This is a genomic window from Pseudomonas sp. D4-21 (assembly GCF_051132125.1).
Classification (GTDB): Bacteria; Pseudomonadota; Gammaproteobacteria; order Pseudomonadales; family Pseudomonadaceae; genus Aquipseudomonas.
The window spans coordinates 1051363-1075687 of the sequence record NZ_CP071664.1 but is presented as its reverse complement, the minus strand read 5'-3'; the positions used below and the strand labels follow the sequence as shown (position 1 = coordinate 1075687).

Sequence of the window (24325 nt, the reverse complement as noted above, 5' to 3'; positions counted from 1 at the left end):
GGTTAGCCACCCTCGATGGATAAACGCTGCTTCACTTCAATCATTTATAAGCCGAGCTTGATAATGGACTTGTTCCAGGCAATGACTGTTTACGTAAAAGTCGTGGAGACGGGCAGCCTGACAGCGGCAGCCCTGGCGTGCGAAATGTCCACCACCATGGTAGGCAATCATCTTCGTGCGCTGGAACAACGCCTCGGCGTGCGCCTGATCAATCGTACGACTCGTCGTCAACGCTTGACGGAATTCGGCTCAGCCTATTACCAACGTTGCCTGGAGGTGCTCGGGCTGGTCGCCGACTCAGAGCGCCTGGCGGAACAGACCCAAGGCGACCCCACCGGCACCTTGCGCATCACCGCGCCGCTGACCTTCGGCACGGAGCGCCTGGCGCCAGCACTGGCCGAGTTCAGCCAGCGCTACCCACAGGTCAAGCTCGATGTGGTACTGACCAACCAGCGCCTCGACCTGCTCGACCATGGCTTCGATGTCGCCATCCGACTGGGGCTCCCCGATCCGAAGCTGATCGCCCGCCCCTTGGTGGACTACACCCTGACCATCTGCGCGTCTCCCGTTTACCTCGCTCGGCGAGGCACACCGTGCAAGCCCGACGATTTGCGACTCCATGATTGCCTGTCGTTTGCCTATTCCGCCGGCGATGAATGGCGCTTCGCCCAGGAACACTGGCCAATCAACGGCCCGGAAGGCGAAGTCAAAATCCCGGTGACCGGCCCGATGCTGATCAATAGCTCTTCGGGCCTGCACCGTGCCGCGCTCGCCGGCATGGGCGTGGTAATGCTGCCCGACGCGCTGGTGGCAAAGGATCTGCAGGAAGGGCATCTGGTGGCGCTGCTCCAGGACTATCAACTGCCTCATCGCCCGATGAGCCTGATGTACGCCCAGGATCGCTACCGTTTGCCGAAGCTGCGCAGTTTTGTCGAGTTTGCCCTGGAGTACTGGGCGAGGCCCGTCGGATAGAGAAATTTGCCTTTTAAGGCTACTATTGTAGAAGTAGCTTTTAAAGGCTACTTTTTAGATTCTAACGACTGAGCACATTCAATCAATGAAGCCAGAAGCGGTATTGACCGGTGACCTGATTCACTCGCAGAGCGCAGGGAATACCCTTGCGTACATCGCACGCCTGGAAAAGGTGTTGGGACAGCAGGAAAAACGCTACCAAGCGAAAGCGGACATTTTTAGAGGTGACGGTTTTCAACTTTTGATGAGCCAGCCCGAACAAGCTTTCCACTGTGCCATCGCCTTGCGAGCCGCCTTGATCGAGGCCAGCCCCGAAGGCGAGCGTTGGGATGCGCGCATCGCCGTGGGCATTGGCTCGGCACGCAAATCGCAAACCTATGGTGAAGCTTTCGTCCTTTCCGGCCAAGGGCTCGATAGCATGAAAAAAAATACGCTGGCCGTGTTCTGCAATCACCAGGAATTCCAAGAGCGCGCAGGATTGGTAACAGAGTTCGTTGCAGCCGTACTGGAGGAATGGACAGTGGTCGAAGCCCAGACCTATGCGCTGCACCTGATAGAGGAAACCAACCAACAAACCATCGCCCACAGCCTAGGCAAGTCCCGGGTCACCATCAACAAAGCTCTGCAGCGCGCCCAAGCGCGTTTACTGGACAAATACCTGGCAAGCACCAGCCGGTGGATCAAGGAGCTGGGCAGTGATTGAATCGTCAAGATTGCTCGTAATCCTGTTATTCGCGCATGTGCTTCTGGACTTCTGGATATCCGGTTATTTCACATCAAAAACCTCCGCCAGCCGTACCCGACAAATCGCCTGCAACCTGATCATGCTAGGTATCTATTTCGCAGTTTTTTCCCTGCTGCTGATACTGGCGGGGCAAACCGGTGCTTTAGCCACTAAAGCCGGATTGTTGATGGCAACCGCCAAACTGATTACCCTCATCTTTATTCATGACCCTACCAAATCACCGCTATGGGCTCTGCTTGCCCGACAAACTGTTCTAGTTGCCAGCCTGGCCACGATCTGCCTGCTCTCTGACAGCAGTGCTGCGAGTGTTCAAGGCGCTCTGGCAAAACTAATGACCACGACAAATCTTACGGTTGGCCTCGCCTATCTCGCGATGCTACGACCCGCTTCAGCATTGATTGGCACAGTACTCAGTCCATGGATTAAAGAAATCGACACTGTAGGCTCCTTGACCAACGCAGGGACATTGATCGGCTATCTGGAGCGATTACTCATATTGACATTTGTCTTGCTGGAGCAATGGGAGGCCGTCGGTTTTCTTCTCACCGCAAAAAGCATCCTTCGCTTCAATGAAATCCAGAATGCCAAAGTACGGTCCATCAGCGAATACGTATTATTAGGCACCCTACTCAGCTTTACCTTGAGCATAGGAACAGGGCTGCTCGTCATGAATGCATTAAAGTTGATCGCCGACCAGTAGCCTGAAAAGGCTACTTCTTGATTTGTAGCCTTAAGGCGCTACTTCAGATGCACCATGTCACCCCTAGTGACCCCTAAGCCCATCGGCTACTCTTCACCCTCGGAGAGCATTTTGATATCAGGGCTGATTGAGGGAACAATGATGGACGACGCCTCGAAGATCGATTTGCTGCGGTTCGATTTGTCCGATCTGGACGAAAGCGTGCTGCACACCATCATGGAACTGGTCAGCGATGGCATCTGGGACTGGAACGCCAATACCGGGTTCGTTTATCGCAACCCCGGTTGGTACACCATGCTCGGCTACTCGCCTCATTCGCTGAGCAACACCGTGTTGACTTGGGAGAGCGTGATCCATCCGCAGGATTACCCCCAGGTGATGTCACTGTTCGATGACTACCTTCAACAACGCTCGGCAAAATACCAAGCCGAATACCGCTGTCGCACGCATGACGGCTCGTATATCTGGATCGAAGACCGCGGCTACGTCATCGCTCGCAACCCCGACGGCAGCGTGGCCCGAATGATCGGCGCCCATCGCAGCATCGACGACAAGAAGCGTCTATTCGAGCAACTTGAACGGCGCAACAAATCCCTGGAAGCGGTCATCGAAGAGCGCACCCGTGAGTTGTCGCGGGTCAACCATCAATTGCAGATCCAACTCGACGAAAACCGCAGGCTCGCCGAAACCGACGCATTGACCCTGGTCGCTAATCGGTATCGCCTGGAGCAGACGCTGCCTCAGGCTTGCGAACGCGCCCAGCGCTTTCGCGAACCGTTGTCGCTGATCGCCATGGACATCGACGATTTCAAGGACATCAACGATCGATACGGCCATGCATTCGGTGATGCGGCGCTGGTGCAAGTGGTGCAGGCGGTCAAGCGTTGTGAGCGCGACAGCGACCTGTTGGTGCGTTGGGGTGGCGATGAATTCATTATGATTTTGCCAAATACATCCTTGGCCGATGCGGTCCTGATGGCCGAAACCATACGCCGCGGCCTGTCCGACCTGCTCCCGGTAGGGGATTTCCAGATCACCATGAGTTTCGGTGTGGTGCAGCGGATCGAAGACGAAACCCAAGAGGTATTGATGGATCGGGCGGACCAGGCGCTGTATCGCTCGAAGATGGCCGGCAAGAACGTGATATGCGACTGACCTCTGCTTGCGAAGAATGAATCCATGAGGCGTTTGTTGCGGTCATAGCTTTGTCCCCGCAATCAGGCCTCCCACATTGGCAACTCGACTCTCACGCTCTTCAATCCATTTCCTGGGCTGCGCGGGCTGGTCATTGCCCAAGGCGCAATGGCCGTCCTTTCCCGATGAAGGCACCCATCTGCAGCGCTACAGCGCACGCTTTCCAGCCGTGGAGATCAACAGTTCGTTCTATCGCCCGCACCGCCCCGCCACGTATGCAAAATGGGCGGACAGCGTGGCCGCAGAATTTCGCTTCTCGGTGAAAATGCCAAAGCAGATCACTCACGAACGACGCTTGGTCGATTGCGAGGGGCTTGTGGAAGAATTCCTCGGGCAGTGCTCGCAACTGGGGGAAAAACTCGGCTGCCTGCTGATTCAACTGCCACCTTCGCTGGCCTTTGACGACGCCCAGGCCGAGACCTTCTTCAAGGTTTTGCGTGATCGTTACCAAGGCGATGCGGTGCTTGAACCTCGACACCCGAGCTGGCTCGCACCACCCGCCATGGCGATGCTGCAGACCCAGCGAATCGGTCGCGTGGCCGCCGATCCCTCGCCGCTGCCGGGGGGCGACCAACCGGCGGGGTGGCCCGGCATTCGTTATTACCGTATGCACGGCTCGCCGAAGATTTATTACACCCCTTACGATGATGTCCGGCTCAAGCAAATCGCCCAAGCCTTGAAAGCCGCCCCGGACACACCGACCTGGTGCATATTCGATAACACGGCCAGCGGCGCAGCGACCCCGGACGCGTTGCGGTTGATGGCGCTGTTGCGCGGATGAAATGCGTACCGGCGACCGGTCCGACCGTGACAACGCCGCCCGCGTCCAATAGATTAGGCGGCCGGAAAAAAGCTCAACCCCTTTCTCGCCATATCCCGCTAACAGAAGTAGTGAAATTTCAATGTCCGATTCCAATACCGCTGAATCCGTAATCACCCTGTCGTCCAAAGCGGAATACGAAAACTCCATCAATCTTTCACAGCATCTGCCCCAGGCCAAGACCATCAGCGAGATGGTCCTGGATGCGTTCCAGTCGAACCGCGAAAGCGACCAGATCCGCGAACTGCGCACCGCCATCCGCCAGGCTCACGACGCGTTCGATGACGACAAGGCCTACGAACTGATGGGCCAGCTCAAGCAACTCAAGGACGCCGAAGCTGCGGATTTTGCTGCTTTGGAAGACCTGAGCAGCCGCTTCCCCATCAGCCGCATTCTCTCCAGCTACAAGGATGATGCGGATTTCCAGGAACTGGTCTACGGCCTGGCCTTGAAAGTGCTGAACCAGACCCACCAGGCGATCAGCAACCCAAGCGGTAGCAAAGGCAAGGCCTCGCGGCCCAAAAAGGAAGCCGAGGTGTTCGTCATCAGCAAGGACGGCATCAGCGTCACCCTGCCCCTGCGCACGCCGCGCTCCAAGCCGAACGTCGACCGCGAGGCCTTCGAGTTCCTGGGTTTCAGCTTTGTTGGTGAAGGCGACGAAGCCGAACTGGAAAGCGAGACCTTCCTGGACAATGACGGCACCGAACAACCAGTTACCCGTAAAAGCATCGTCACTGCCCTGCAACAGCAGAAAGCGTTCGACGGCTACAGCATCGCCCAGCAATAAAATAAGCCCGCGTCGAGTCGAGTCCCTTGTGGGAGCGAGCCTGCTCGCGAATGCGGTGGATCATTTGAGGTGATGTTGGCTGAACGGGCGCATTCGCGAGCAGGCTCGCTCCCACAGAAGTCCCAAGTAACACCCAAGAAAAAGCCCCGCACTTCTCTCGAAGGCGGGGCTTTTTTTACTGCCTCTGTCGCTTAAGGCGCGTAAGTCAGCAACAACTCACTCGGCACCTTGAAATCCAGGGACATCATCACGCTCAGGGCAGTGATGGTGAAGATCGAGAACACGAACAGCTTGCGTGCCCAGACCGTGTCATCCACCGCCTTGTAGCCGGTCCAGGCCATGTACAGCCAGTACATGCCCATGGCAGCGGCGACGGCGAGGTAGCTCATGCCGGCGTAGCCGCTGAAGGTCAGCATCAAGGTCGCCACGAGGAAGGCCAGGATGTAGAGCAGGATGTGTTTCTTGGCCACCTGGATACCGCGCTTGACGGGCAATACCGGAATCGAGGCCGCCAGGTAATCATTGAAGCGGAAGATCGCGATGGCATAGGAATGCGGCATCTGCCACAGGCTGAACATCACCAGCAGCGTCACCGCCGCCATGTCGAAGCTGTTGCTGACCGCGACATAACCGATCACCGGCGGCATCGCCCCCGACAGACTGCCCACCAGCGTGCCGTGAACCGACTTGCGCTTGAGGTACAGGCTGTAGAGGCCGACGTAGATGACAAAGCCGATCACCGCGAACAACGCCGCCAGCGGGTTGGCGACCCAGTACAGCAGCGCCACGCCGGCCACACCCAGCACCGTGGCAAACGCCAGGGCCAGTTGCACCGGAATCAGGCCTTGGACCAGCGCCCGGTTCTTGGTGCGTTCCATCTTGATGTCGATATCACGGTCGATGCAGTTGTTGAACACGCAACCGGACGCCACCACCAGGGAAGTGCCGATCATCGCCGCCAGGAAGATGGCCAGATCGACATGCCCCTTCGAGGCCAGGAAAAACCCGCCCGCCACAGAAAGCACGTTACCGAAAATGATCCCCGGCTTGGTGATTTGGATAAAGTGCTTCAGTGACATCCGGACTTTCCTCAGTGCGCCATCATGTTGGTGTGGATGCTGAACATGATCCACAGCGACAAGCCGACCAGCAGTACGATCACCAGCGCAGCGAAGACAAACGCAATCACGTTGTTACGCTGGGCGGCCGAACGGTCCAGGTGCAGGAAGTACACCAGGTGGACCAATACTTGGACCACGGCGAAGATCAGAATGATCCAAAGCGTCAGGCTCTTGGGCAGCGATGGGTACATCACCAGGCCGAACGGAATGACGGTCAGGATCACCGACAGGATGAAACCGATGGCGTAGGACTTGACGCTGCCGTGGCCGGCGTCGTGGCCATCATGGGAATGAGCGTTAGCCATTTACAGGGTCCCCATCAGATAAACAACGGTGAATACGCAGATCCACACCACGTCCAGGAAGTGCCAGAACAGGCTCAGGCAGCTCAGGCGCGTCTTGTTGGTGGCGGTCAGGCCGTTTTTCTGGACTTGGTACATCATGATCGCCATCCAGATCAGACCGCTGGTCACGTGCAGACCGTGGGTGCCGACCAGGGTGAAGAACCCGGACAGGAAACCGCTGCGGCTCGGGCCGTAGCCTTCGGCGATCAGGATATGGAACTCATTGATCTCCATGGCGATAAAGCCGGCGCCCAGCAGGAAGGTCATCGCCAACCAGCCCAGGACCTGGGTTTTCTTGCCCTTGTACAACGCCAGCATGGCGAAGCCGTAGGTGATCGAACTGAACAGCAGCAGCGCGGTTTCGCCCAGTACATAAGGCAGTTCGAAGATGTCGTGGCCCGACGGGCCACCGGCGACGTTGTTAACCAGCACCGCGTACACCGCGAAGATCGACGCAAACAGAATGCAGTCGGTCATCAGGTAGAGCCAGAAACCGAATACGGTCATCTCGCCCGAGTCGTGGTGATGGTCATCGTGCCCATGGTCATGACCATGGGCGTGTCCAACATTGGTCACTAAGTTCGACATGGTTTAAGCCTGTTCCAACGAGGTTTCAACACGGGTGGCGGTGGCAGGGACTTTCCCGGCCGCGACCAGACGCTTGTGCTGCTCGGCTTCGATGCGTTCGATGACATCCACCGGCACCATGTAGCCCTGATCGTCACGGGCGGCATGGAAGGCGAAATACACCACGGTGCCGACCAGGCTGGCGATGGCCAGCCACCAGATGTGCCAGATCATCGCGAAACCGAACACGGTCAACAGCCCGCCCATGACCACACCGGTGGCGGTGTTGTTGGGCATGTGGATCGGCGAGTACTTGGCCGGAGCCTCGTACGCGGTGCCGTTTTCCTTGGCTTCGGTGAACGGGTCGATGACGTCCGCTTTCGGCAGCACGGCAAAGTTGTAGAACGGTGGTGGCGAAGAAGTCGACCATTCCAGGGTATGGGCATTCCACGGGTCACCGTGTTCGCACATGTTTTCCGGCTTCTTGCGGTCACGCACGCTGACGTACAACTGGATCAGCTGGCAGGCGATACCCACGGCAATCATCACCGCGCCGAACATGGCGACGTACAGGTACGGCACCCACTCAGGGTTGGTGGTGGCGTTCAGGCGACGGGTCATGCCCATGAAGCCCAGTGCATAGAGCGGCATGAACGCGACGAAGAAGCCCGAGATCCAGAACCAGAACGCTGCCTTGCCCCAGCCTTCGTGCAGCTTGAAGCCGAACGCTTTCGGGAAATAGAACGCAAAGCCCGCGATGTAGCCGAACACGGCGCCGCCGATGATCACGTTATGGAAGTGCGCGATCACGAACAGGCTGTTGTGCAGCACAAAGTCAGCACCCGGAATGGCCAGCAGTACGCCGGTCATACCGCCGATGGCGAAGGTCACCATGAAGCCCAGAGTCCACAGCACATGGCTGGTGAAACGCAGGCGGCCCTGGTAGATGGTGAACAGCCAGTTGAACAGCTTCACACCCGTCGGGATCGAGATCAGCATGGTCGCCAGGCCGAAGAAGGCGTTGACGCTTGCACCCGAACCCATGGTGAAGAAGTGGTGCAGCCAGACCATGAAGCCCAGTACCGAGATCGCGCCCGAAGCGTAGATCATCGAGTGGTGGCCAAACAGTTTCTTGCCGGAGAAGGTCGAGATGACTTCGGAGAAGATACCGAACGCCGGCAGGATCAGGATGTACACCTCAGGGTGACCCCAAGCCCAGAACAGGTTGACGTACATCATCGGATTTCCACCCAGTTCATTGGTGAAAATGTGGAAATCCATGTAGCGGTCAAGCGTCAGCAGAGCCAGTGTAGCGGTGAGGATCGGGAACGAAGCGACGATCAGCACGTTGGCCCAGGTGCAGGTCCAGGTGAAGATCGGCATGTCCATCAGCTTCATGCCAGGGGTACGCATCTTCAGCACGGTGGCCAGGAAGTTGACCCCTGTCAGCGTTGTCCCCAACCCGGATAGCTGTAGCGCCCAGATGTAGTAGTCCACCCCCACGCCCGGACTGTATTGCAGCCCCGACAACGGCGGATAGGCAACCCAACCGGTCTTGGCGAATTCGCCGACACCCAGGGAAACGTTGATCAGCACGACGCCGGAAACCAGCAGCCAGAAGCTCAAGGAGTTCAGGAACGGATAGGCAACGTCACGGGCGCCGATCTGCAGCGGCACTGCGAGGTTCATCAGGCCGGTGAAGAATGGCATCGCCATGAAAATGATCATGATCACACCGTGGGCGGTGAAGATCTGGTCATAGTGTTCAGGCGGCAGGTAGCCGGGCGAGCCCTCGGTGGCCATGGCCAACTGGGTACGCATCATGATCGCGTCGGCAAAACCGCGCAGCAACATGACCATGGCGACGATGATGTACATCACGCCGATCTTCTTGTGGTCGACCGAGGTCAACCATTCAGTCCACAGGTACGTCCACTTCTTGAAATAAGTAATACCCGCAAACAGCGCCAGGCCACCGAGCCCGATGATGGCGAGGGTCACCATGACAATCGGCTCGTGGAACGGGATCGCTTCCCAACTTAATTTACCAAACATCGTTTACTCCTCTGCCCCGGCAGCTGAATGCGAGCTCATGTCCATCCCTTCCATGTTGTGGGCCACTTCCTTCTCTTTCTTCTCGTGATGCATCGGCTTGCCCGGATTCATCCCTTCATACTTATCGATGATGGTCTGGAACAGGTTCGGCGTGACCGACGAGTAGAGTTCGACTGGGTTGTTCTGGCTCGGCTTGGAAAGGGCTTCGTATTCAGCTTTTTCAAGCTGTTTAGGTGCCTTCTTCACTTCGTTTACCCAGGCGTCGAATTCTTCCTGGGTGGTGGCGGTCGCCTTGAACTTCATGCCGGTGAAACCCGCGCCGCTGTAGTTGGCGGAGATACCTTCAAGTTCGGTGTTCTGGTTGGCGATCAGGTGCAGCTTGGTCTGCATGCCGGCCATCGCGTAGATCTGGCCGCCCAGGCCCGGGATGAAGAACGAGTTCATCACGGTGTCGGAGGTGACCTTGAAGTTGATCGGCGTGTGGGCCGGGAACACGATCTTGTTGACCGTGGCGATACCTTGTTCCGGATAGATGAACAGCCACTTCCAGTCCATCGAGACCACTTCAATGGTGATTGGCTTGACGTCGGAATCCAGCGGACGGTACGGGTCCAGTGCGTGGGTCGACTTGTAGGTGATGTAACCCAGGGCAATGATGATCAATACCGGAATGGTCCACACCGCGACTTCGATCTTGGTCGAGTGGGACCATTTCGGGGTGTAGGTGGCACTGGTGTTGGACGCGCGGTATTTCCAGGCGAACAAGAACGTCATGACGATAACCGGCACAACGACCAGCAACATCAGCAGCGTGGCGGTGATGATCAGGTTTCGTTCATCCAGGCCGACCTGGCCCTTGGGATCGAGCAGGGTCATGTTGCAGCCTCCCAGCAGCAACGTGCCGAGCAGCGGCAACAAGCCTAGTAATCGGGGGTACCTGTTTTTACTCATCTCACGACCTCTAAAGCAGCTTGCGCAATGCAGTTGGGTTTTGATCGCCAACACTTCACCCTGCCAAGGGTTGGCATTTTCTTGAATTGAATAAGGGCTGCCCGTCGAACGTCAGCGGCTGTTCGACACATCCCGGGCCAGCAGTGAGTTCTTATTCGTTGGTCAAAGGCCTAGTTCTCAAGCCCAATTCCATTTGGTGCGGGTAGTTGGAGGCACCGACACCTGGGGTCGCATGGGGCGCTGGCGCCCTTCGACCACTCTCGTGCTCAAGCCTGAGCCGGGTCGGAAAATCGGTGCGGGCGATTGTAGTGAGCTGCGGCGTTGGAGACCATGTCTTAACCCGAAATAATTTTTATCCGATCCGGCAACAATCTATCGCCGATATTGCAACGGGCCAGCATGTTATCGAAATACATTCTCAACAAGAACCCCAAAAAACGTAAGGCTACTACGCCCGATTTAGACAGCTGCGTACGTTTTCGCCGGGCTTGCATGACCCGTCAGCGCCCGTTTTACGGGGCCTAGGCGTCACGGCGCTTCGCTGTTAAAAATGCCTGCATGGAAGATGACAATATTGCGGTCGGGGAGGATATCAGGCCGTTTTTTTATTACAGGTTGCAGCGTCAATTCACCGCTTGAAAGGAACGCAGAGGCACGATGTGTGACAACGTGTCGCACATCGTCGCAGGGCATTCCTGCTTCGGATCAAGGCGGGTCCCAAACGGCGCCGAAATAAAAAACGCCCCGGGTCTTGGTGAAAAAACCGGGGCGTCTGTGCAGATCGACTCTAGCGTAGGGCTTTGCGATTACGGGACACCAACAAGGGCACCAGCACGGCGGTCAACACGAATGCCACCAACGCCCACTGCGCCAGCGACAATCCCAGGACAGGGGGATACGGCGTGGAGCAGAAACCATCAACCTGAAAACCCAGCGGGAAGATCTTCGCCAGTGGCAGGTCATCGACAATCGGCTGCAAGACGTCGACGCCACAACTGACCGCCGGAAAGAACTGCGTGTAGACGTGATGCCCCGCCACGCCCGCGCCGGCCAACGCACACAGCACGACCAACCCTTCGAAAATCGTCAGGCTGCGGCGAGTGCGCATGGCCGCACCGATGAAGGCAAAGAGGGCGATCAGCAACAACGCATAGCGTTGCAGGATGCACAGTGGGCATGGCGCCTCACCCAGCACGACCTGCATATACAGCGCGCCGCCGATCAGTGCGAGGCAGATCACCCCCAGCAACACCAGGTAGCGCCGCTCACGGCCCAGGCGCATCATTTGTTCACTCATTGCGTTTCCCTTCATCTGCATGGATCGACGCGCCGCATGACTGTGCTCGGCGCGTTGTCGGATGGCCGAAGTCTACACGCAGATAGTGAACGAGCGGCAGCCGGCAGCATCGAGGGAATAAACAGGAAGGGGGTTAAGCGCGGATTAATTCCAATGGCGCGTCGGCAGAGCTACCGCTATCGCGAGCAGGCTCGCTCCCACAATGTTCATCGCAGCGACACAGTTTTGTGCGCGCCACAATTCCCTGTGGGAGCGAGCTTGCTCGCGATAAAGGCTATTCCAAAGCCGCCGCCGGCCCGAAGAACTCGTAGCGGCTTTGCTCCGCCGGCACGCCCAAGGCCTTGAGATGGCGCTTGATCGCCGCCATGAAACCTTTCGGTCCAAGGAAATAGACGTCCAGGTCACGCTGTTCCGGCAGCCATTGCGCCAGTTGATCCTGGCTCAACAGCCCCACCTTGTCAGCCGCAGGGCTCGCGCCGTCATGCTCGTCGTAGCAATAGAAGCGCTTGAGTTGCGGATGCCGCCCGGCCAGGTCGTCGATCCAGTCGCGGAAGGCATGTACACGGCCGTTGCGCGCGCAGTGGATGAAATGCACCGGGCGTTCGGTTTGCAATGCCGCCTGCAACATCGCCAGGGTCGGAGTGATGCCAACGCCCCCGCTGATCAGCACCAAAGGCTTGTCGCTGTCGGTGAGGTAGAAGTCTCCGGACGGCGGAAACAGCTGGATGCCGCTGCCGATCGGGAAATGGTCGTGCAGGTAGTTGGACACCCGGCCACCCGCCTCGCGCTTGACGCTGATGCGGTACCGACCATTGTCAGCAAGCGCCGACAAGGAATAGTTGCGGCGTACTTCCTCGCCATCCAGGAGCAGCTTCATGCCGATGTACTGGCCTGGCTCCGCTTGCAGGATGGGCCCCTTGTCTGCCGGCTCGAAGTAGAACGAAGTGATTTCCGCGCTCTCCTGTACCTTGTCGACCAGGATAAACGCCCGCTCACCGCGCCAGCCACCCGGTGCCGCGGCCTTCTGGTCATACAGGCCAGCTTCGGCACCGATCAGGATATCGGCCAATTGGTTATAGGCGGCGCCCCATGCCGAAATCACTTCAGGCGTGGCGATTTCTTCGCCCAGCACCTCGGCAATCGCCCGCAGCAGGCAGGCGCCGACAATCGGGTAATGCTCGGGTTGAATCTGCAAAGCGACATGCTTATTGACGATTTTCGCCACCAGGTCGCCCAGTTGGTCGAGCTGATCGATATGCCGGGCGTACTTCAGCACGCCATTGGCCAGCGCCCGAGGCTGGTCGCCGCTGGCTTGGTGAGCCTGATTGAACAGTGGGCGCACTTGTGGATATTCGGACAACATCATGCGGTAGAAATGAGTGATGAGCGCTTCCCCGCCGCTCTCGAGCAACGGAACGGTGGAACGAATGATGGCGCGCTGTTCTTGACTCAGCATGGGTAAACCCCTCACGTGACATAGATAACTGATATCTTGCTTATCACATTCCATGCCAGAAAATTTATGCTTGTTTTTCAGTAAGTTGAAAACAACATAGTCATAAAGACACGGCAGCGTTTATAGTCATTACGACCAGATGGAGTCATTATGACCGCGACCTCCCTGCTAACGTCACTGCTGCCACTGGTGGCAGACCTCTCCCGCGAGCTGCCGGAGGGCGAGCGCTACCGCCGCTTGCTCGGCGCCCTGCGCGCCCTGCTGCCGTGCGATGCCGCCGCGCTGTTGCGCCTGGATGGGGATTGCCTCGTGCCGCTGGCGGTGGATGGCTTGAGTACAGATACGCTGGGGCGCCGGTTCCGCATCAGCGAACACCCCCGCTTCGAGGCATTGCTAGGCAATCCGCTACCCACTCGCTTTGCAACCGACAGCGACCTGCCCGACCCTTACGATGGGCTGGTCGAAGGCTTGGACGAGCATCTGGAAGTGCATGACTGCATGGGTTGCCCGCTGTTCGTCGATGAGCAGCCGTGGGGCTTGCTGACGCTGGACTCGCTGGACCCGGAACGCTTTGAGCCTATCGACCTGAGCGCCTTGCAAGCCTTCGCCAGCCTCGCCGCGGCCACGGTCAGCGCTGCCGAACGTATCGAGCGGCTGGCCTTGAAGGCTGAAGACGAGCATCACCGCGCCGAGGTCTATCGTCAGGCGAGCGGCCAGCAGCATCGCGACATGGTCGGCCAAAGCAAGGCCCACAAACGCCTGGTGGAGGAAATCAAGCTCGTGGGTGGCAGCGACCTGACGGTGCTGATCACCGGCGAAACCGGGGTCGGCAAGGAATTGGTCGCCCAAGCCATTCACGCCGCCTCCAACCGTGCCGACCAGCCGATGATCAGCCTCAATTGCGCCGCCCTTCCGGATACCTTGGTGGAGAGCGAGCTGTTTGGCCATGTACGCGGTGCTTTCACCGGTGCCACCAACGACCGTCGGGGCAAGTTCGAACTGGCCGATGGCGGCACGTTGTTCCTCGATGAGGTGGGCGAGCTGTCCTTGACTGTCCAGGCAAAATTATTGCGCGTCCTGCAAAGTGGGCAGTTGCAGCGCCTGGGCTCGGACAAGGAACACCGCGTCGACGTGCGTCTGATCGCGGCCACCAATCGCGACCTCGCCGAAGAAGTGCGCAACGGCCGTTACCGGGCCGATTTCTATCATCGACTGAGTGTGTACCCGCTACAGGTGCCCGCGCTGCGCGACCGCGGACGCGACGTGCTGCTTCTTGCCGGTTTTTTCCTCGAGCAGAACCGTTCACGCATGGGCCTGGGCAGCCTGCGCTTGACCAGCGATGCCCAAGCCGCACTCCTGGCCTACGATTGGCCTGGCAACGTGCGCGAGCTGGAACACCTGATCGGTCGCAGCGCGTTGAAAGCATTAGGCAACCATCCGGTACGACCGAGAATCCTCAGCTTGAGCGCCAATGACCTTGACTTGCCCCATGCCGCGCCGGAAGACCTTCCTACCGCCCGCCCGGCATCCACTTGCACGGTGCCGGTGACGGGGGATTTACGCCAGGCCACGGAGAACTACCAGCGGCAGATGATCAACGCCTGCCTGGAACGCCATCAGCATAACTGGGCCAGCGCGGCCCGTGAGCTGGGCCTGGACCGGGCCAATCTGGGACGAATGGCGAAACGGCTGGGACTCAAGTAACCGGCCGTACGCAATCCTCTAGAAGCTGCCGGCGCTGATCCCGTCCTGTTTGGCGACGAATGCCGTATTGGCGCCGGCCTGCCAGCGAATCACCTGCGCGTCCTGGTCACGCCGGACGATGCATTTCCACTCATATTGCTCGCCCCCAGGCAAGTCGATTCGACCCTGCCACAGCGGATATTGACTCACGTCCGTCAAGCGCACGGCCCGAGCCGGCGACCAGTCTCCCAGCTCAAGGCTCGAACCGACGGCATAAACGCTTTCCCCGGGCTGAGTCTTGCCTTGGTCGCACTTCAACTGGACATTGACGCTGCTGGCTTGCGGGGCGGAACGCCAGATACGGATGTCCCCGCTGTTGCTGTCCAGAGCCGGGGTAAAGGCAGCCGGCACCTTGGCGCTGTCAAGATCAGACCCGAGGGCGACCAGCAGCGTTTGCTTGCCACCCGTGGTCTTCGCCACCAGGCCTGAATAATTTCCAAGAAACACAATAGGCGAATCAGCCCGAACTCCCGCGTCTCGACGTAGGGCAACAAGCTGCCGGATCAAGGCGCCCCTCGGCCAATCGTACATATCCGGCCAATAGACCATGGGCGTACCCGGGCTGCTGAGGATATAGGCATAGGCCTTGTCGCGCAGGTGCTCCGGCAGGGCCCAGTGATGCTGCCCACCCAGGAAGCCAGGCGAATAACCGGTGTCATGGTTGTCGACAAAAGTCACGGCAATGGATCGCCAGGCAGGATCCGGATTGCCATTGAGACCATTGCGCCATTCGGTGATCGTCCCATTCTGCAGGCGCTCCTTGAGCGCGAAATCGAATACGGTGCAGTGGGCGCGATCGGACCAATCCTTGAGCGCCTCCTGCCAGCCGGCGTTATGGCGCCAGTCATCGACAGGGTATTCGCCGGGCCCCTTCCATAATTCGCCCACGCAAAAATGGTTGCTGCCAAAATTGTTCATCCAGTCGTTGACGGAATCAGCCCCATAGCCTTTGACAAAATCGAAGCGCAGCCCGGCCGCGCCATAGTTGTCACGCAGGTTTTCAAATTCGCTCCTGAACATCGAGAAGATCTTGCTGTTGCCAATGTTCAGGTCAGAACTTCCTTCGAAGGGCTCGCCGGTATCGCATTGCGCGCAACCGTCACGCCAGGCCGTCTTGTCACTGAGCAGCGCTTGCAATGTCGGCCCGATATTCGGGCGATTCATGTGATTGGGCACCACATCGAAGATAACTTTGACTTTCGCAGCCTGTAATGCCGCCACGACAGCCTTCAATTGGGTCTCAGTGCCGTACCCGCCGTTCTTGTCGAAGTCGCTCCAGTAATAACCTTCTCCACCACCGCTGGTTCCGGCATCCGGCTTCGACCAACTGGAGACATCGCGCCACGGTGGCGGCATCCAGATCCCGGTAAACCCATCGGCGCCAACCTTGGGAGCAAGGGATATGAGCGTCGTGTACCAGTTGCCCGCAGGCAGTCGAGTGGAATTCCAATGGAATCCCTGGAGCAAAATCTCATCGCCACCGCCATAGCGCACGCCTTGGGGGCTATTGCCCTGAAGGTCCGCCCCTTGGACGAATGTCATTGCGACCCCAAGCCCGCCGATGAGCGAGACAACCCACCACACGGCCCTTTTGAACATGCCTTTGTTCCGATTCATTTGCTTGCTCCCATCCTGGATAAGGAAGGGGCAGCATGAGTCGGACGCTGCGAATCGGAACCTGTAAGAAATACCAGTTCGGACAGAAGGGCACGGCCATCGCCGCATTAGTTTTCGAACAGAACCTAAAGCCAGCCTCCAACACGTCGATAACCCGTTATCAAAAGCTGTCTTGGCGATGTTCGCGCTCGCCCCACCTTTTCAACAGAAGGTTTTTATGTCCTCCAACAAAGCCCGCGCAGATTCTCTTTCGCTTCTGCTCTTTACCTTGCGCAGCGGCAAGCTGATGGCGATCAACCTGCTCAAGGTCAGTGAAATCATTCCCTGCCCGCCCCTGACCAAGCTGCCGGAGTCGCATCCGCACGTCAAAGGCATCGCCACGCTGCGCGGGGCATCGTTGTCGGTGATCGACCTGAGCCGTGCCATTGGCGAGCGGCCGCTCGAAGACCCGGACGGCGGCTGCCTGATCGTGACGGACGTCAGCCGCTCCAAACAAGGGCTGCACGTACAGGCGGTGAGCAAGATCGTCCATTGCCTGACGACAGACATCAAGCCACCGCCCTACGGCTCTGGCGGCGTACGGGCGTTCATTACCGGCGTGACCTCGGTGGATGGCACCTTGGTGCAGGTGTTGGATATCGAAAAAGTCATCCACGGCATCGCCCCGGCGCAAATCGAGACAGCGCCGACCGAGCTGAGCATGGAAGACGCCGAAGTGCTCGGCGATGCTCGAATTCTGGTGGTCGACGACAGCCAGGTCGCGCTGCAACAATCGGTGCATACCCTGCGCAACCTGGGCCTGCAATGCCACACCGCACGCAGCGCCAAGGAAGCCATTGACTGCCTGCTGGAACTGCAAGGCACCGCACAGGAGATCAACCTGATCGTTTCGGACATCGAGATGTCGGAGATGGATGGCTACGCCCTCACCCGGACCCTGCGCGAAACGCCCGATTTCGCGCATATCTACGTGCTGCTGCACACGTCGCTAGACAGCGCGATGAACAGCGAAAAAGCCCGGCTCGCCGGCGCCAACGGCGTACTCACCAAGTTCTCTTCGCCCGAACTGACCAAATGCCTGATCACGGCGGCCAAGGCCGTTGCCGAACAAGGTCGTTGATTTCACCGAAGCCGATCGCAGGTTTCGTTGTCGCTTTTAGGCACAACGAGACCGCGACCAGCCTCGATAACAGCCCTCTCTTGCAACCTCAGGCATACTCTTGTTTTGGCATCCCAGAACAAGGATTTCCCTGATGAAAGCCCCTACCCTGATTCTTCTCGCCCTGGCCGCGGTGTCTTCGCAGGTTCATGCATCGAGCTCCGATGCCTGGGCCGCCTACGACAAAAAAGTGCTCGCCAGCTGCGTCAAGGCCAGTGGATTGAAGAACGCCGAACCGGTCGGCACCGCCGCTCAATTCGACGACCGGGTCGGCTACACCGCGCTGTTGCTGCAAGGCCAGTACCCTCAGAAACACATGAACGGCGCCACCGGCACCGAGCTGTGCCTTTACCGCAAGAAAACCAAGACCGCGGTCGTGACCGAATGGGACTCGATCCGTCCGGCCGGTCCTGCCCGGTGACTGGCGCATAATTTGCTACGCAGGGCTCAGCCGGCGTTTTTCCGACGCCTTCCAGCCTTTCCCATTCGGTCAGTCAATGAACACAACGTTTTCCTGTGTAGGGTGTGGTAAATGCTGCACCGGTCACCACGTCCCCCTGACCCTCGACGAGGCGCGGATGTGGGCCAATGATGGCGGCCAGGTGATCGTCCTGGCCGAGGCCTTCCTGCCCAATGGCCTCGGCTTGCCGGTGGCTCAACGCGAACATGCCGAACGCCGTTCCACCGTCGTGCGCAGTGGCACGAGCGAAGCCATGGTGGCGATCACCTTCGCCGCTTATAACGCCGGCCCCTGCCATAACCTGGACGCCGACAATCTTTGCCGTATCTACGAACGCCGCCCCCTGGTGTGTCGTATCTATCCCATGGAAATCAACCCGCATATCCCGCTCAATCCCGCCGCCAAGGATTGCCCGCCGGAGTCGTGGGAAACGGGCCCGAAGTTAATCATCGGTGGGGAGCTGGTTGACCCGGAACTGGCCGGGCTGATCGCTCGTTCACGCCAGGCCGATCGTGACGAAGTCGGCACCAAGGCGCGCATATGCGCGTCCCTGGGCATCCACACTACTGCGCTGAAAGGCGACGGGTTTACCGCGTATCTGCCGGACATGGCGGCCTTTGCCGTGGCTATCGACCAGGCCCGTTTGCAGCCACTGGAGCAGCAAGCCGAGTGGCAGTTCCACTTGTCGGGAGATGATATCGCCAGCCAGGTCACGGCCAGTGGCGCAAGCGTGGTCACCGAGGCACCGGCCAATTACGCCTTCATTTCCCTGCGGGCCGCCTGATTTCGTAGAGACTACCAGTGGGAGCGAGCTTGCTCGCGATGGCGATATCTTTGCCAAGCTCCCGGTGCCTGATGCACCGCTATCGCGAGCAAGCTCGCCCCCATAAAGGACTTGCGCTGCTGCGATTACTCCCCGCCTCTCGCCTAACCCGCGCCAAGAATGTTAGCGTGCTTGGTATCCCACGCAGAGAGCCTTGCACGATGAAAAAAACCGTACTTGCCTTCAGCCGTATCACGCCTCCCATGATCGAGCGCCTGCGACAGGACTTCGACGTGATCGTGCCCAACCCAGCGAACGGCGACATCAACGCGCAGTTCAACGAAGCCCTGCCCCACGTCCACGGACTGATCGGTGTCGGTCGCAAGCTTGGCCGCGAGCAACTGCAGAACGCGACGAAACTGGAAGTGGTTTCCAGCGTGTCGGTGGGTTACGACAATTATGACCTGGCGTATTTCAACGAACGCGGGATCATGCTCACCAATACCCCCGACGTGCTCACTGAAAGCACGGCCGACCTGGCCTTCGCCCTGCTGATGAGCAGCGCCCGCCGCGTCGCTGAACTGGACGCCTGGACCAAGGCCGGACAGTGGCAGGCGTCAGTCGGGCCGCAGCTGTTCGGCAGCGATGTGCACGGCAAGACTCTGGGCATCGTCGGCATGGGCAACATTGGCGCGGCCATCGCCCGGCGTGGTCGACTGGGCTTCAACATGCCAATCCTGTACAGCGGGAACAGCCGCAAGGTTGATCTGGAAAATCAGCTGGGCGCGCAATTCCGCTCCCTGGACCAGTTGCTGGCCGAAGCGGACTTCGTCTGCCTCGTGGTGCCCTTGAGCGAGAAGACCCGTCACCTGATAGGCCAACGCGAGCTGGCCCTGATGAAACCGAGCGCTATCCTGGTCAACATCTCCCGGGGCCCCGTGGTGGACGAGCCGGCGTTGATCGAAGCCTTGCAGAACAACCGCATTCGCGGCGCCGGGCTGGATGTCTATGAAAAAGAGCCACTGGCCGCTTCGCCGCTGTTCCAGTTGAAGAATGCGGTGACTTTGCCCCATATCGGCTCGGCTACTCACGAAACCCGTGAGGCCATGGCCAATCTCGCTGTGGAAAACTTGCGCAGCGCCTTGATGGGCGATCGACCGGCGAACCTGGTCAACCCGCAAAGCTGGAAATAAACACACTCCCAGGCCCGCCCCAGCGGGCCTGCATCCTTGCCCGCTCAGCGGGCACCCAAGGCAACCTTCATAGCGACCGGGCGCACTTTGCGAAACACCAGCACATTGCCCAGCATCACGAACAGCAGCCCAACCAGCGCTGGCGCCGTCCATTGATAGCCTTCGGCGAATGCCGAGACGTTCAGCGCCACCACCGGGAACAGGACCGTGCAATACGCTGCTCGCTCTGGCCCCATGCGGCCGACCAAGGTCAGGTAGGCGGTAAAACCGATGACCGAGCCCGGGATCACCAGGTACAGCAGCGAGCCGACATATCGCACGTTCCATTCCATGTCGAATGGTATGCCGTTGAACAGGCACCATACCGCCAGCATCGTCGCCCCATACGCCATGCCCCATGCATTGGTGGTCAACGGCTTGAGGCCGGCCTTCTGTTGCAGGCTCGAAAGCATGTTGCCCGCCGAGAAACACAAGGTGCCCAGCAGCGCCAACCCCAACCCTAGCAACGTCTGCGGGCTTGCGCTGTGGCCAGCCAGTTCCGGCCAGAACAGCAGCCCCAATCCCAACAATCCCAAGGCTCCGCCCAGCAAGACATTACGGGCGATCCGCTGGCCGAAGAACACCCGGGCATTCAGAGCGTTCCAGAGGGTTGCGGTGGAGAACACCACGGCGATCAGCCCACTGGGAATCCACTGGCTCGCGGTGAGGAAACACATGAAGTTGACGCAGAACAGGCACAGCCCCTGCGCAACGCAAATCAGGTGGCCGCGCCGGTTCATCACTTGCAGGCGCCGGCTGAGCAACAGCATTACAAACAGGATCAGCGCTGCAAGACCGAAGCGGTAGACAATCGACACAGGGATGGCAACGACGCCTAGCTGCAACTTCAGGGCGATCCAGGTAGTGCCCCATATGAGCACGGTGAGCAGATACAACGAAAGGTTCATGACGGTAACTCCTGGCATTGGCCTCCAGTGTCATGCCGACACCTGCCCCGCGCTTGCGCAAACTTGCGGTTTTTACCGGTGACGGGCTGGCACCGGGCTTTCGACAGAGTAGGATGCAAGCGTTGGAGAACCGATCATGGCCACGCTGCAAACCCTACAAGTCTTCCAAGCCCTCAACAGCTCGCCCAATGCTCGCCTCGAGCACAGCGCCGAGCTCGGTGACGGCATGGCGGCTGCCTTGTGGAGCAATCATCACGACGCCCGGGATTACGAGGCGCCGACTCACCATACGCTGTCATGCTACATCGCCGGTGGCACCGGTACGTTTCGTCGCGAGCGGCCCGATACCACCGGGGCGCCGGGCAAGCTCTGCGTCTTGCCGGCCGGCCATGAGTCGGCGTGGGTCATCAATGGCGATATCCGTCTTGCCCATCTGTATTTCAGTTCCGAACAATTTGCCGTCGGTTGCGTCACTTTGCTCGACCGCGAACCCCGGCAGGTGCAGTTGCACGAGGCGACCTTCCTTGACGACCCACAGCAAGCGCGGCGCTTTCATCAGTTGATCAGACTGAACTGGGAAGAGCCCGCCGAACGCCTGCTCTGCACCAGCCTGGCCCACGACCTGCTCGGTCATCTGCTGCTCAGTCAGGTGAGCCCGCGCCAGGGGCTGCGCTTGAAGGGAGGGTTGGCGCCTCATCAACGGCGTCTGCTAGTGGACTACATCGACAGTCATCTGGGCGAGGCCGTCAGCCTTGGGCAACTGGCAGCCCTGTGTGCCTTGTCCGAATACCATTTCGCCAGGATGTTTCGCGAGAGCTTCGGGCTCCCGCCCCATCAGTATCTGCTGGCGCGGCGCCTTTCACGGGCGCGATACCTGCTGCGCACCACCCCACAGCCGTTGGGCGACGTGGCGCTGGCCTGCGGATTCGCCAGCGCGAGTCATTTCGCCAATCGCTTTCGCCAGTCCCTGGGCGCGACGCCCGGAGAATATCGGCAGGCATTTTTGCGCTGAACGTAAACGGGCCTGCGATTGCAGGCCCGTTTTCAGTCAGACGTCTCGATAGACGGAAGGATCAGCCGTTGAGCGCGGCTCGTTCGTTTTCCAGGAATTCTTCCTCCAGCATTGCATCGGCCAGGGCAATCGATTCTGTCTGGCCATTGCTGGCGCCACGCTTGCCGCGTAATTTTCCGAACAGATGCTCCAGCTTATGTTCCAGCTTGGTGGCAGCACCTTCGATGGCAAGTTCCAGCGATTCAGCCTTGTGTGTCACCGAAATTGGCTGATGGCCTTTTGGCCGGGCTTCAAGCTGGCATCGCAAATCGTGGGGACCAGGCTTGTCGCCGTTCTCATCCCCCAAATGAACCTCGACCCGTGTCAGGTCTTCTTCGTAACGTTCGAGCGTGCTTTCAATGGTAGTACGTACCCACTCCTCCAGTCGGATGCTGCTTTGAATATGGTTATCGCTGTTGACTTGGATTTGCATAGTTCATCCCTTATTTCGGCTAGCTCGCCAGGGGCCCATCGACGTTAGCGCAACGGCCCCTTGAATACAGAGTCGGGCTGGCAGCGGAACAATTCAAGCCCCAAAAAAAGATAAATATTCATTTGCAAATAAAGCCGGACAATCGCCAGAAGCGCTGTTAATGTCGGGAGTTGCCTCGCCACGCATCCCTCCCGACAATCCTCTCTTTAGCCTGCACCGCAAGGGAACATCCGCCCCTCGTTGCCCTGAAAAGGGCTACGCCCAGACCTGCATCGCAGAGCATTCGCCAGCCCGCCCCCCGGCTCATTGGTCCGAAGTTATTCCGGCATGCGCCTTGCAAACTTCATGGCGGAGCTGCCGCAGGCAGGGATCTACCGATCCATCGCCTGCCCGGCCCCTCGATTGCTGGATGAACACGAACATGGAATGGCCGACGGTCCGGTGTTGCGAACTAATCCCGATCAAGGCCGGTCAACAACTGCACGTTCAATCAGGCGGTGACGCATCATGGACAATCCTTTTCAGATCATTACGGACGCCTTCGCGCCGCAATACCAAATCAACTTGAGCATCCAGGGCCTGGATGGCAGCATCATGCTGACCCTGTCCAAGGGCGGGCGCATCGTCGCCAAGCGCATGATCAGCGCCCAGCAACGCAACGATCCGGAACGGCTTCGACGCCTGGTGCAAAGCATCCAGTTCGGCATTGCCATCGAACAGGGCCATAGTGCCGTAGCGATTCTCGAGGCCATGACCGGCGGCGACAACATCAAGGTGCCACCACCGCAATCACAAGGCCCGGCACCCTCCGCTGTCGGCGTTTAGATCTCGCCTTTCTCAACCTCCGAATGCTCGCTGGAACCCGCACCGATCTTGCGGTGCGGATGTTCGATCTTTACCGACGGAAACTGCGACGAGGCGTAGCGCACCACCAGAATCGCAAACGCCAGCAACAAAATGCCGCCGCACAGGTAGATGATTCCCAGGTCCGGCGGGCTGTGGTGGGAGACGTTGGAAATCAACAGTCGCGTCAGCGCGGTGATTGCCACGTAGATCAGGAAACGCACCGGCATGTGGTTGGTCTTGAAGTAAATCCCGACCATTGCCCCCAGTTCCAGATAGATGAACAACAGCAAGATATCGTCGATCTTGATGTGCCCCACCTCGATCATCTGCATAAACTCCATCACCGCCGCCCAGGCGGTCACCGCACCGATGGCGAACAACGCCAGGTAATGGAACGTCTCGACGAACAGGTTGCCCAGGGATTCGGCCAGTTGATGCACGTTCTGGCGCAGGTTCTCGGCCCAGTTGATTTTCACGATGTAGTTTCCTTAGGTCGACTCGACCGGATGATGCGGGATGGACGTGACGGTTTTCTGCATGCAGAAAAAAGGCCATTGTCAGAGATGAGATGGCGATGGGCTGGTATTCGACACGTGCCGACCTGAATCGGCCATGCCGAGCACCAACATGGCGTGCGCGACAAGTCTGGAAACCGGTCTACATTAAAAAGCCACTACCCAAAGGGAAAGGATTCGCTTATTCTTTGCCCTGTATATAAATACAGTAGTCACACAGACAAACCAATGTGAAGGCATGTGAGGTGGTGAATGGCCGTCGAAGTGGTATACCGCAGCAGCCGAGATCTGGAGCGCTTGTTCATGGATAAAGCCGAAGCTGACCGTCATGACAAAATGCTGGAGCTCGCTGAATTGCTGGCCGAGGTGTTGCAAAAAGCCGTTCCATCGCTGAGCGAGCAACAGGTGGAGGAAGCAGGAATCTACATGGCGAAGAATCGCGATGTATTCGCTAAGGCATTCAAGAGCCAGCCGGACGCCCTGTCCGAATTGCTCAATCCGTCGGACGAATGAACCAACAGATCGCAGCCTTCGACAGCGCGTGCATTAGATATTCCATGCACACGCTGTCGAAGGCTGCGATCTTTTT

At 58.7% G+C, this 24325-nt stretch carries 25 protein-coding genes; 14 read left to right on the top strand and 11 right to left on the bottom strand.

All coding sequences use genetic code 11. The annotated features are described in order from the left end of the window. Window positions 1-63: 63 nt before the first annotated feature. From J3Q04_RS04725 to J3Q04_RS04700, 6 genes are all read left to right on the top strand, one after another. Window positions 64-972, top strand: coding sequence for a LysR family transcriptional regulator (locus J3Q04_RS04725; RefSeq protein WP_434607680.1), 909 nt, complete (start codon window positions 64-66; stop codon window positions 970-972). 85 nt (window positions 973-1057) lie between these two features. Further along, window positions 1058-1675 carry a hypothetical protein gene (locus tag J3Q04_RS04720; protein WP_420765454.1) on the top strand — a complete coding sequence of 206 codons (618 nt, stop codon included), beginning with the start codon at window positions 1058-1060 and terminating at the stop codon, window positions 1673-1675. After that, the gene (locus J3Q04_RS04715; protein WP_434607682.1) at window positions 1668-2417 is read left to right on the top strand and encodes a hypothetical protein; all 750 of its coding nucleotides are present in this window, start codon (window positions 1668-1670) and stop codon (window positions 2415-2417) included. Before J3Q04_RS04720 ends, J3Q04_RS04715 begins: the two co-directional genes overlap by 8 nt. A 141-nt stretch (window positions 2418-2558) precedes the next feature. Next, window positions 2559-3572, top strand: coding sequence for a sensor domain-containing diguanylate cyclase (locus J3Q04_RS04710; protein ID WP_434564149.1), 1014 nt, complete (start codon window positions 2559-2561; stop codon window positions 3570-3572). Window positions 3573-3648: 76 nt separating this feature from the next. Then, window positions 3649-4392: a DUF72 domain-containing protein gene (locus tag J3Q04_RS04705; protein WP_434607684.1), complete on the top strand. Its 744-nt coding sequence runs from the start codon at window positions 3649-3651 to the stop codon at window positions 4390-4392. Between the two features lie 121 nt (window positions 4393-4513). Then, entirely contained in the window at window positions 4514-5218 is a 705-nt protein-coding gene (locus J3Q04_RS04700; protein WP_434560559.1) for a hypothetical protein, read from the top strand. Between the two features lie 191 nt (window positions 5219-5409). Here the strand turns inward: J3Q04_RS04700 and cyoE are convergent, their stop codons facing one another. The 7 genes from cyoE to hmpA all read right to left on the bottom strand — a co-directional run bounded on the left by cyoE (window position 5410) and on the right by hmpA (window position 13009). Further along, the gene (gene cyoE, locus J3Q04_RS04695; protein WP_434607686.1) at window positions 5410-6297 is read right to left on the bottom strand and encodes a heme o synthase; all 888 of its coding nucleotides are present in this window, start codon (window positions 6295-6297) and stop codon (window positions 5410-5412) included. Window positions 6298-6308: 11 nt separating this feature from the next. Next, the gene (gene cyoD, locus J3Q04_RS04690; protein WP_039591596.1) at window positions 6309-6644 is read right to left on the bottom strand and encodes a cytochrome o ubiquinol oxidase subunit IV; all 336 of its coding nucleotides are present in this window, start codon (window positions 6642-6644) and stop codon (window positions 6309-6311) included. After that, a complete protein-coding gene (locus J3Q04_RS04685; protein WP_039591598.1) occupies window positions 6645-7271 on the bottom strand; it encodes a cytochrome o ubiquinol oxidase subunit III in 627 nt (208 codons plus the stop codon). A 3-nt stretch (window positions 7272-7274) separates the two neighbouring features. Then, window positions 7275-9305, bottom strand: coding sequence for a cytochrome o ubiquinol oxidase subunit I (gene cyoB / locus J3Q04_RS04680; protein ID WP_434607688.1), 2031 nt, complete (start codon window positions 9303-9305; stop codon window positions 7275-7277). Between the two features lie 3 nt (window positions 9306-9308). After that, a complete protein-coding gene (cyoA, locus tag J3Q04_RS04675; protein ID WP_420765460.1) occupies window positions 9309-10256 on the bottom strand; it encodes a ubiquinol oxidase subunit II in 948 nt (315 codons plus the stop codon). A gap of 787 nt (window positions 10257-11043) precedes the next feature. Then, window positions 11044-11553 (bottom strand): disulfide bond formation protein B, encoded by a 510-nt coding sequence (locus tag J3Q04_RS04670; protein WP_420765461.1) that lies wholly within the window; start codon window positions 11551-11553, stop codon window positions 11044-11046. Between the two features lie 274 nt (window positions 11554-11827). After that, the gene (hmpA, locus tag J3Q04_RS04665) at window positions 11828-13009 is read right to left on the bottom strand and encodes an NO-inducible flavohemoprotein (RefSeq protein WP_434607691.1); all 1182 of its coding nucleotides are present in this window, start codon (window positions 13007-13009) and stop codon (window positions 11828-11830) included. A gap of 150 nt (window positions 13010-13159) precedes the next feature. On the opposite strand from hmpA, the gene norR reads away from it, so the two are divergent. Next, the gene (norR, locus tag J3Q04_RS04660) at window positions 13160-14713 is read left to right on the top strand and encodes a nitric oxide reductase transcriptional regulator NorR (RefSeq protein ID WP_434607694.1); all 1554 of its coding nucleotides are present in this window, start codon (window positions 13160-13162) and stop codon (window positions 14711-14713) included. 18 nt (window positions 14714-14731) lie between these two features. Here the strand turns inward: norR and J3Q04_RS04655 are convergent, their stop codons facing one another. Then, the gene (locus tag J3Q04_RS04655) at window positions 14732-16294 is read right to left on the bottom strand and encodes a glucan 1,4-alpha-maltotetraohydrolase domain-containing protein (protein ID WP_434607696.1); all 1563 of its coding nucleotides are present in this window, start codon (window positions 16292-16294) and stop codon (window positions 14732-14734) included. A gap of 292 nt (window positions 16295-16586) precedes the next feature. Between J3Q04_RS04655 and J3Q04_RS04650 the strand changes: the two genes are divergently transcribed. From J3Q04_RS04650 to J3Q04_RS04635, 4 genes are all read left to right on the top strand, one after another. Then, window positions 16587-17489: a chemotaxis protein CheV gene (locus J3Q04_RS04650; protein WP_420765465.1), complete on the top strand. Its 903-nt coding sequence runs from the start codon at window positions 16587-16589 to the stop codon at window positions 17487-17489. Between the two features lie 133 nt (window positions 17490-17622). Further along, the gene (locus J3Q04_RS04645) at window positions 17623-17949 is read left to right on the top strand and encodes a hypothetical protein (RefSeq protein WP_420765466.1); all 327 of its coding nucleotides are present in this window, start codon (window positions 17623-17625) and stop codon (window positions 17947-17949) included. A gap of 76 nt (window positions 17950-18025) precedes the next feature. After that, window positions 18026-18772, top strand: coding sequence for a YkgJ family cysteine cluster protein (locus J3Q04_RS04640; RefSeq protein WP_434607700.1), 747 nt, complete (start codon window positions 18026-18028; stop codon window positions 18770-18772). Between the two features lie 200 nt (window positions 18773-18972). Further along, window positions 18973-19944 carry a 2-hydroxyacid dehydrogenase gene (locus J3Q04_RS04635; RefSeq protein ID WP_434607702.1) on the top strand — a complete coding sequence of 324 codons (972 nt, stop codon included), beginning with the start codon at window positions 18973-18975 and terminating at the stop codon, window positions 19942-19944. Window positions 19945-19988: 44 nt separating this feature from the next. Here J3Q04_RS04635 and J3Q04_RS04630 read toward each other — a convergent pair whose 3' ends face one another. Then, a complete protein-coding gene (locus J3Q04_RS04630) occupies window positions 19989-20891 on the bottom strand; it encodes a DMT family transporter (RefSeq protein ID WP_420765469.1) in 903 nt (300 codons plus the stop codon). Between the two features lie 136 nt (window positions 20892-21027). On the opposite strand from J3Q04_RS04630, the gene J3Q04_RS04625 reads away from it, so the two are divergent. Further along, complete coding sequence (locus J3Q04_RS04625; protein ID WP_434607705.1) at window positions 21028-21903, top strand: helix-turn-helix domain-containing protein; 876 nt, start codon at window positions 21028-21030, stop codon at window positions 21901-21903. Window positions 21904-21964: 61 nt separating this feature from the next. On the opposite strand, the gene J3Q04_RS04620 is transcribed toward J3Q04_RS04625, so the two are convergent. Beyond that, window positions 21965-22375 (bottom strand): HPF/RaiA family ribosome-associated protein, encoded by a 411-nt coding sequence (locus tag J3Q04_RS04620; protein WP_039591615.1) that lies wholly within the window; start codon window positions 22373-22375, stop codon window positions 21965-21967. Between the two features lie 507 nt (window positions 22376-22882). On the opposite strand from J3Q04_RS04620, the gene J3Q04_RS04615 reads away from it, so the two are divergent. Next, window positions 22883-23200 (top strand): DUF3509 domain-containing protein, encoded by a 318-nt coding sequence (locus J3Q04_RS04615; protein ID WP_420765471.1) that lies wholly within the window; start codon window positions 22883-22885, stop codon window positions 23198-23200. Here the strand turns inward: J3Q04_RS04615 and J3Q04_RS04610 are convergent. Beyond that, entirely contained in the window at window positions 23197-23697 is a 501-nt protein-coding gene (locus J3Q04_RS04610; RefSeq protein WP_434560577.1) for a phosphate-starvation-inducible protein PsiE, read from the bottom strand. The two genes, J3Q04_RS04615 and J3Q04_RS04610, sit on opposite strands and share 4 nt — an antisense overlap. A gap of 291 nt (window positions 23698-23988) precedes the next feature. On the opposite strand from J3Q04_RS04610, the gene J3Q04_RS04605 reads away from it, so the two are divergent. Then, entirely contained in the window at window positions 23989-24249 is a 261-nt protein-coding gene (locus J3Q04_RS04605) for a YebG family protein (RefSeq protein WP_003205410.1), read from the top strand. The last annotated feature ends 76 nt before the right edge of the window (window positions 24250-24325 follow it).

Bases quoted from the DNA above. Each gene is read 5' to 3' on its own strand.
- J3Q04_RS04635 (WP_434607702.1), top strand. From the start codon at position 18,973: ATGAAAAAAACCGTACTTGCCTTCAGCCGTATCACGCCTCCCATGATC.
- cyoD (WP_039591596.1), bottom strand. From the start codon at position 6,644: ATGGCTAACGCTCATTCCCATGATGGCCACGACGCCGGCCACGGCAGC.
- cyoB (WP_434607688.1), bottom strand. From the start codon at position 9,305: ATGTTTGGTAAATTAAGTTGGGAAGCGATCCCGTTCCACGAGCCGATT.
- J3Q04_RS04710 (WP_434564149.1), top strand. From the start codon at position 2,559: ATGGACGACGCCTCGAAGATCGATTTGCTGCGGTTCGATTTGTCCGAT.
- J3Q04_RS04700 (WP_434560559.1), top strand. From the start codon at position 4,514: ATGTCCGATTCCAATACCGCTGAATCCGTAATCACCCTGTCGTCCAAA.
- hmpA (WP_434607691.1), bottom strand. From the start codon at position 13,009: ATGCTGAGTCAAGAACAGCGCGCCATCATTCGTTCCACCGTTCCGTTG.
- norR (WP_434607694.1), top strand. From the start codon at position 13,160: ATGACCGCGACCTCCCTGCTAACGTCACTGCTGCCACTGGTGGCAGAC.
- J3Q04_RS04655 (WP_434607696.1), bottom strand. From the start codon at position 16,294: ATGACATTCGTCCAAGGGGCGGACCTTCAGGGCAATAGCCCCCAAGGC.
- J3Q04_RS04620 (WP_039591615.1), bottom strand. From the start codon at position 22,375: ATGCAAATCCAAGTCAACAGCGATAACCATATTCAAAGCAGCATCCGA.
- J3Q04_RS04645 (WP_420765466.1), top strand. From the start codon at position 17,623: ATGAAAGCCCCTACCCTGATTCTTCTCGCCCTGGCCGCGGTGTCTTCG.
- J3Q04_RS04670 (WP_420765461.1), bottom strand. From the start codon at position 11,553: ATGAGTGAACAAATGATGCGCCTGGGCCGTGAGCGGCGCTACCTGGTG.
- J3Q04_RS04725 (WP_434607680.1), top strand. From the start codon at position 64: ATGGACTTGTTCCAGGCAATGACTGTTTACGTAAAAGTCGTGGAGACG.
- J3Q04_RS04650 (WP_420765465.1), top strand. From the start codon at position 16,587: ATGTCCTCCAACAAAGCCCGCGCAGATTCTCTTTCGCTTCTGCTCTTT.
- J3Q04_RS04685 (WP_039591598.1), bottom strand. From the start codon at position 7,271: ATGTCGAACTTAGTGACCAATGTTGGACACGCCCATGGTCATGACCAT.
- J3Q04_RS04625 (WP_434607705.1), top strand. From the start codon at position 21,028: ATGGCCACGCTGCAAACCCTACAAGTCTTCCAAGCCCTCAACAGCTCG.
- J3Q04_RS04615 (WP_420765471.1), top strand. From the start codon at position 22,883: ATGGACAATCCTTTTCAGATCATTACGGACGCCTTCGCGCCGCAATAC.
- J3Q04_RS04640 (WP_434607700.1), top strand. From the start codon at position 18,026: ATGAACACAACGTTTTCCTGTGTAGGGTGTGGTAAATGCTGCACCGGT.
- J3Q04_RS04720 (WP_420765454.1), top strand. From the start codon at position 1,058: ATGAAGCCAGAAGCGGTATTGACCGGTGACCTGATTCACTCGCAGAGC.
- J3Q04_RS04605 (WP_003205410.1), top strand. From the start codon at position 23,989: ATGGCCGTCGAAGTGGTATACCGCAGCAGCCGAGATCTGGAGCGCTTG.
- J3Q04_RS04630 (WP_420765469.1), bottom strand. From the start codon at position 20,891: ATGAACCTTTCGTTGTATCTGCTCACCGTGCTCATATGGGGCACTACC.
- cyoE (WP_434607686.1), bottom strand. From the start codon at position 6,297: ATGTCACTGAAGCACTTTATCCAAATCACCAAGCCGGGGATCATTTTC.
- cyoA (WP_420765460.1), bottom strand. From the start codon at position 10,256: ATGAGTAAAAACAGGTACCCCCGATTACTAGGCTTGTTGCCGCTGCTC.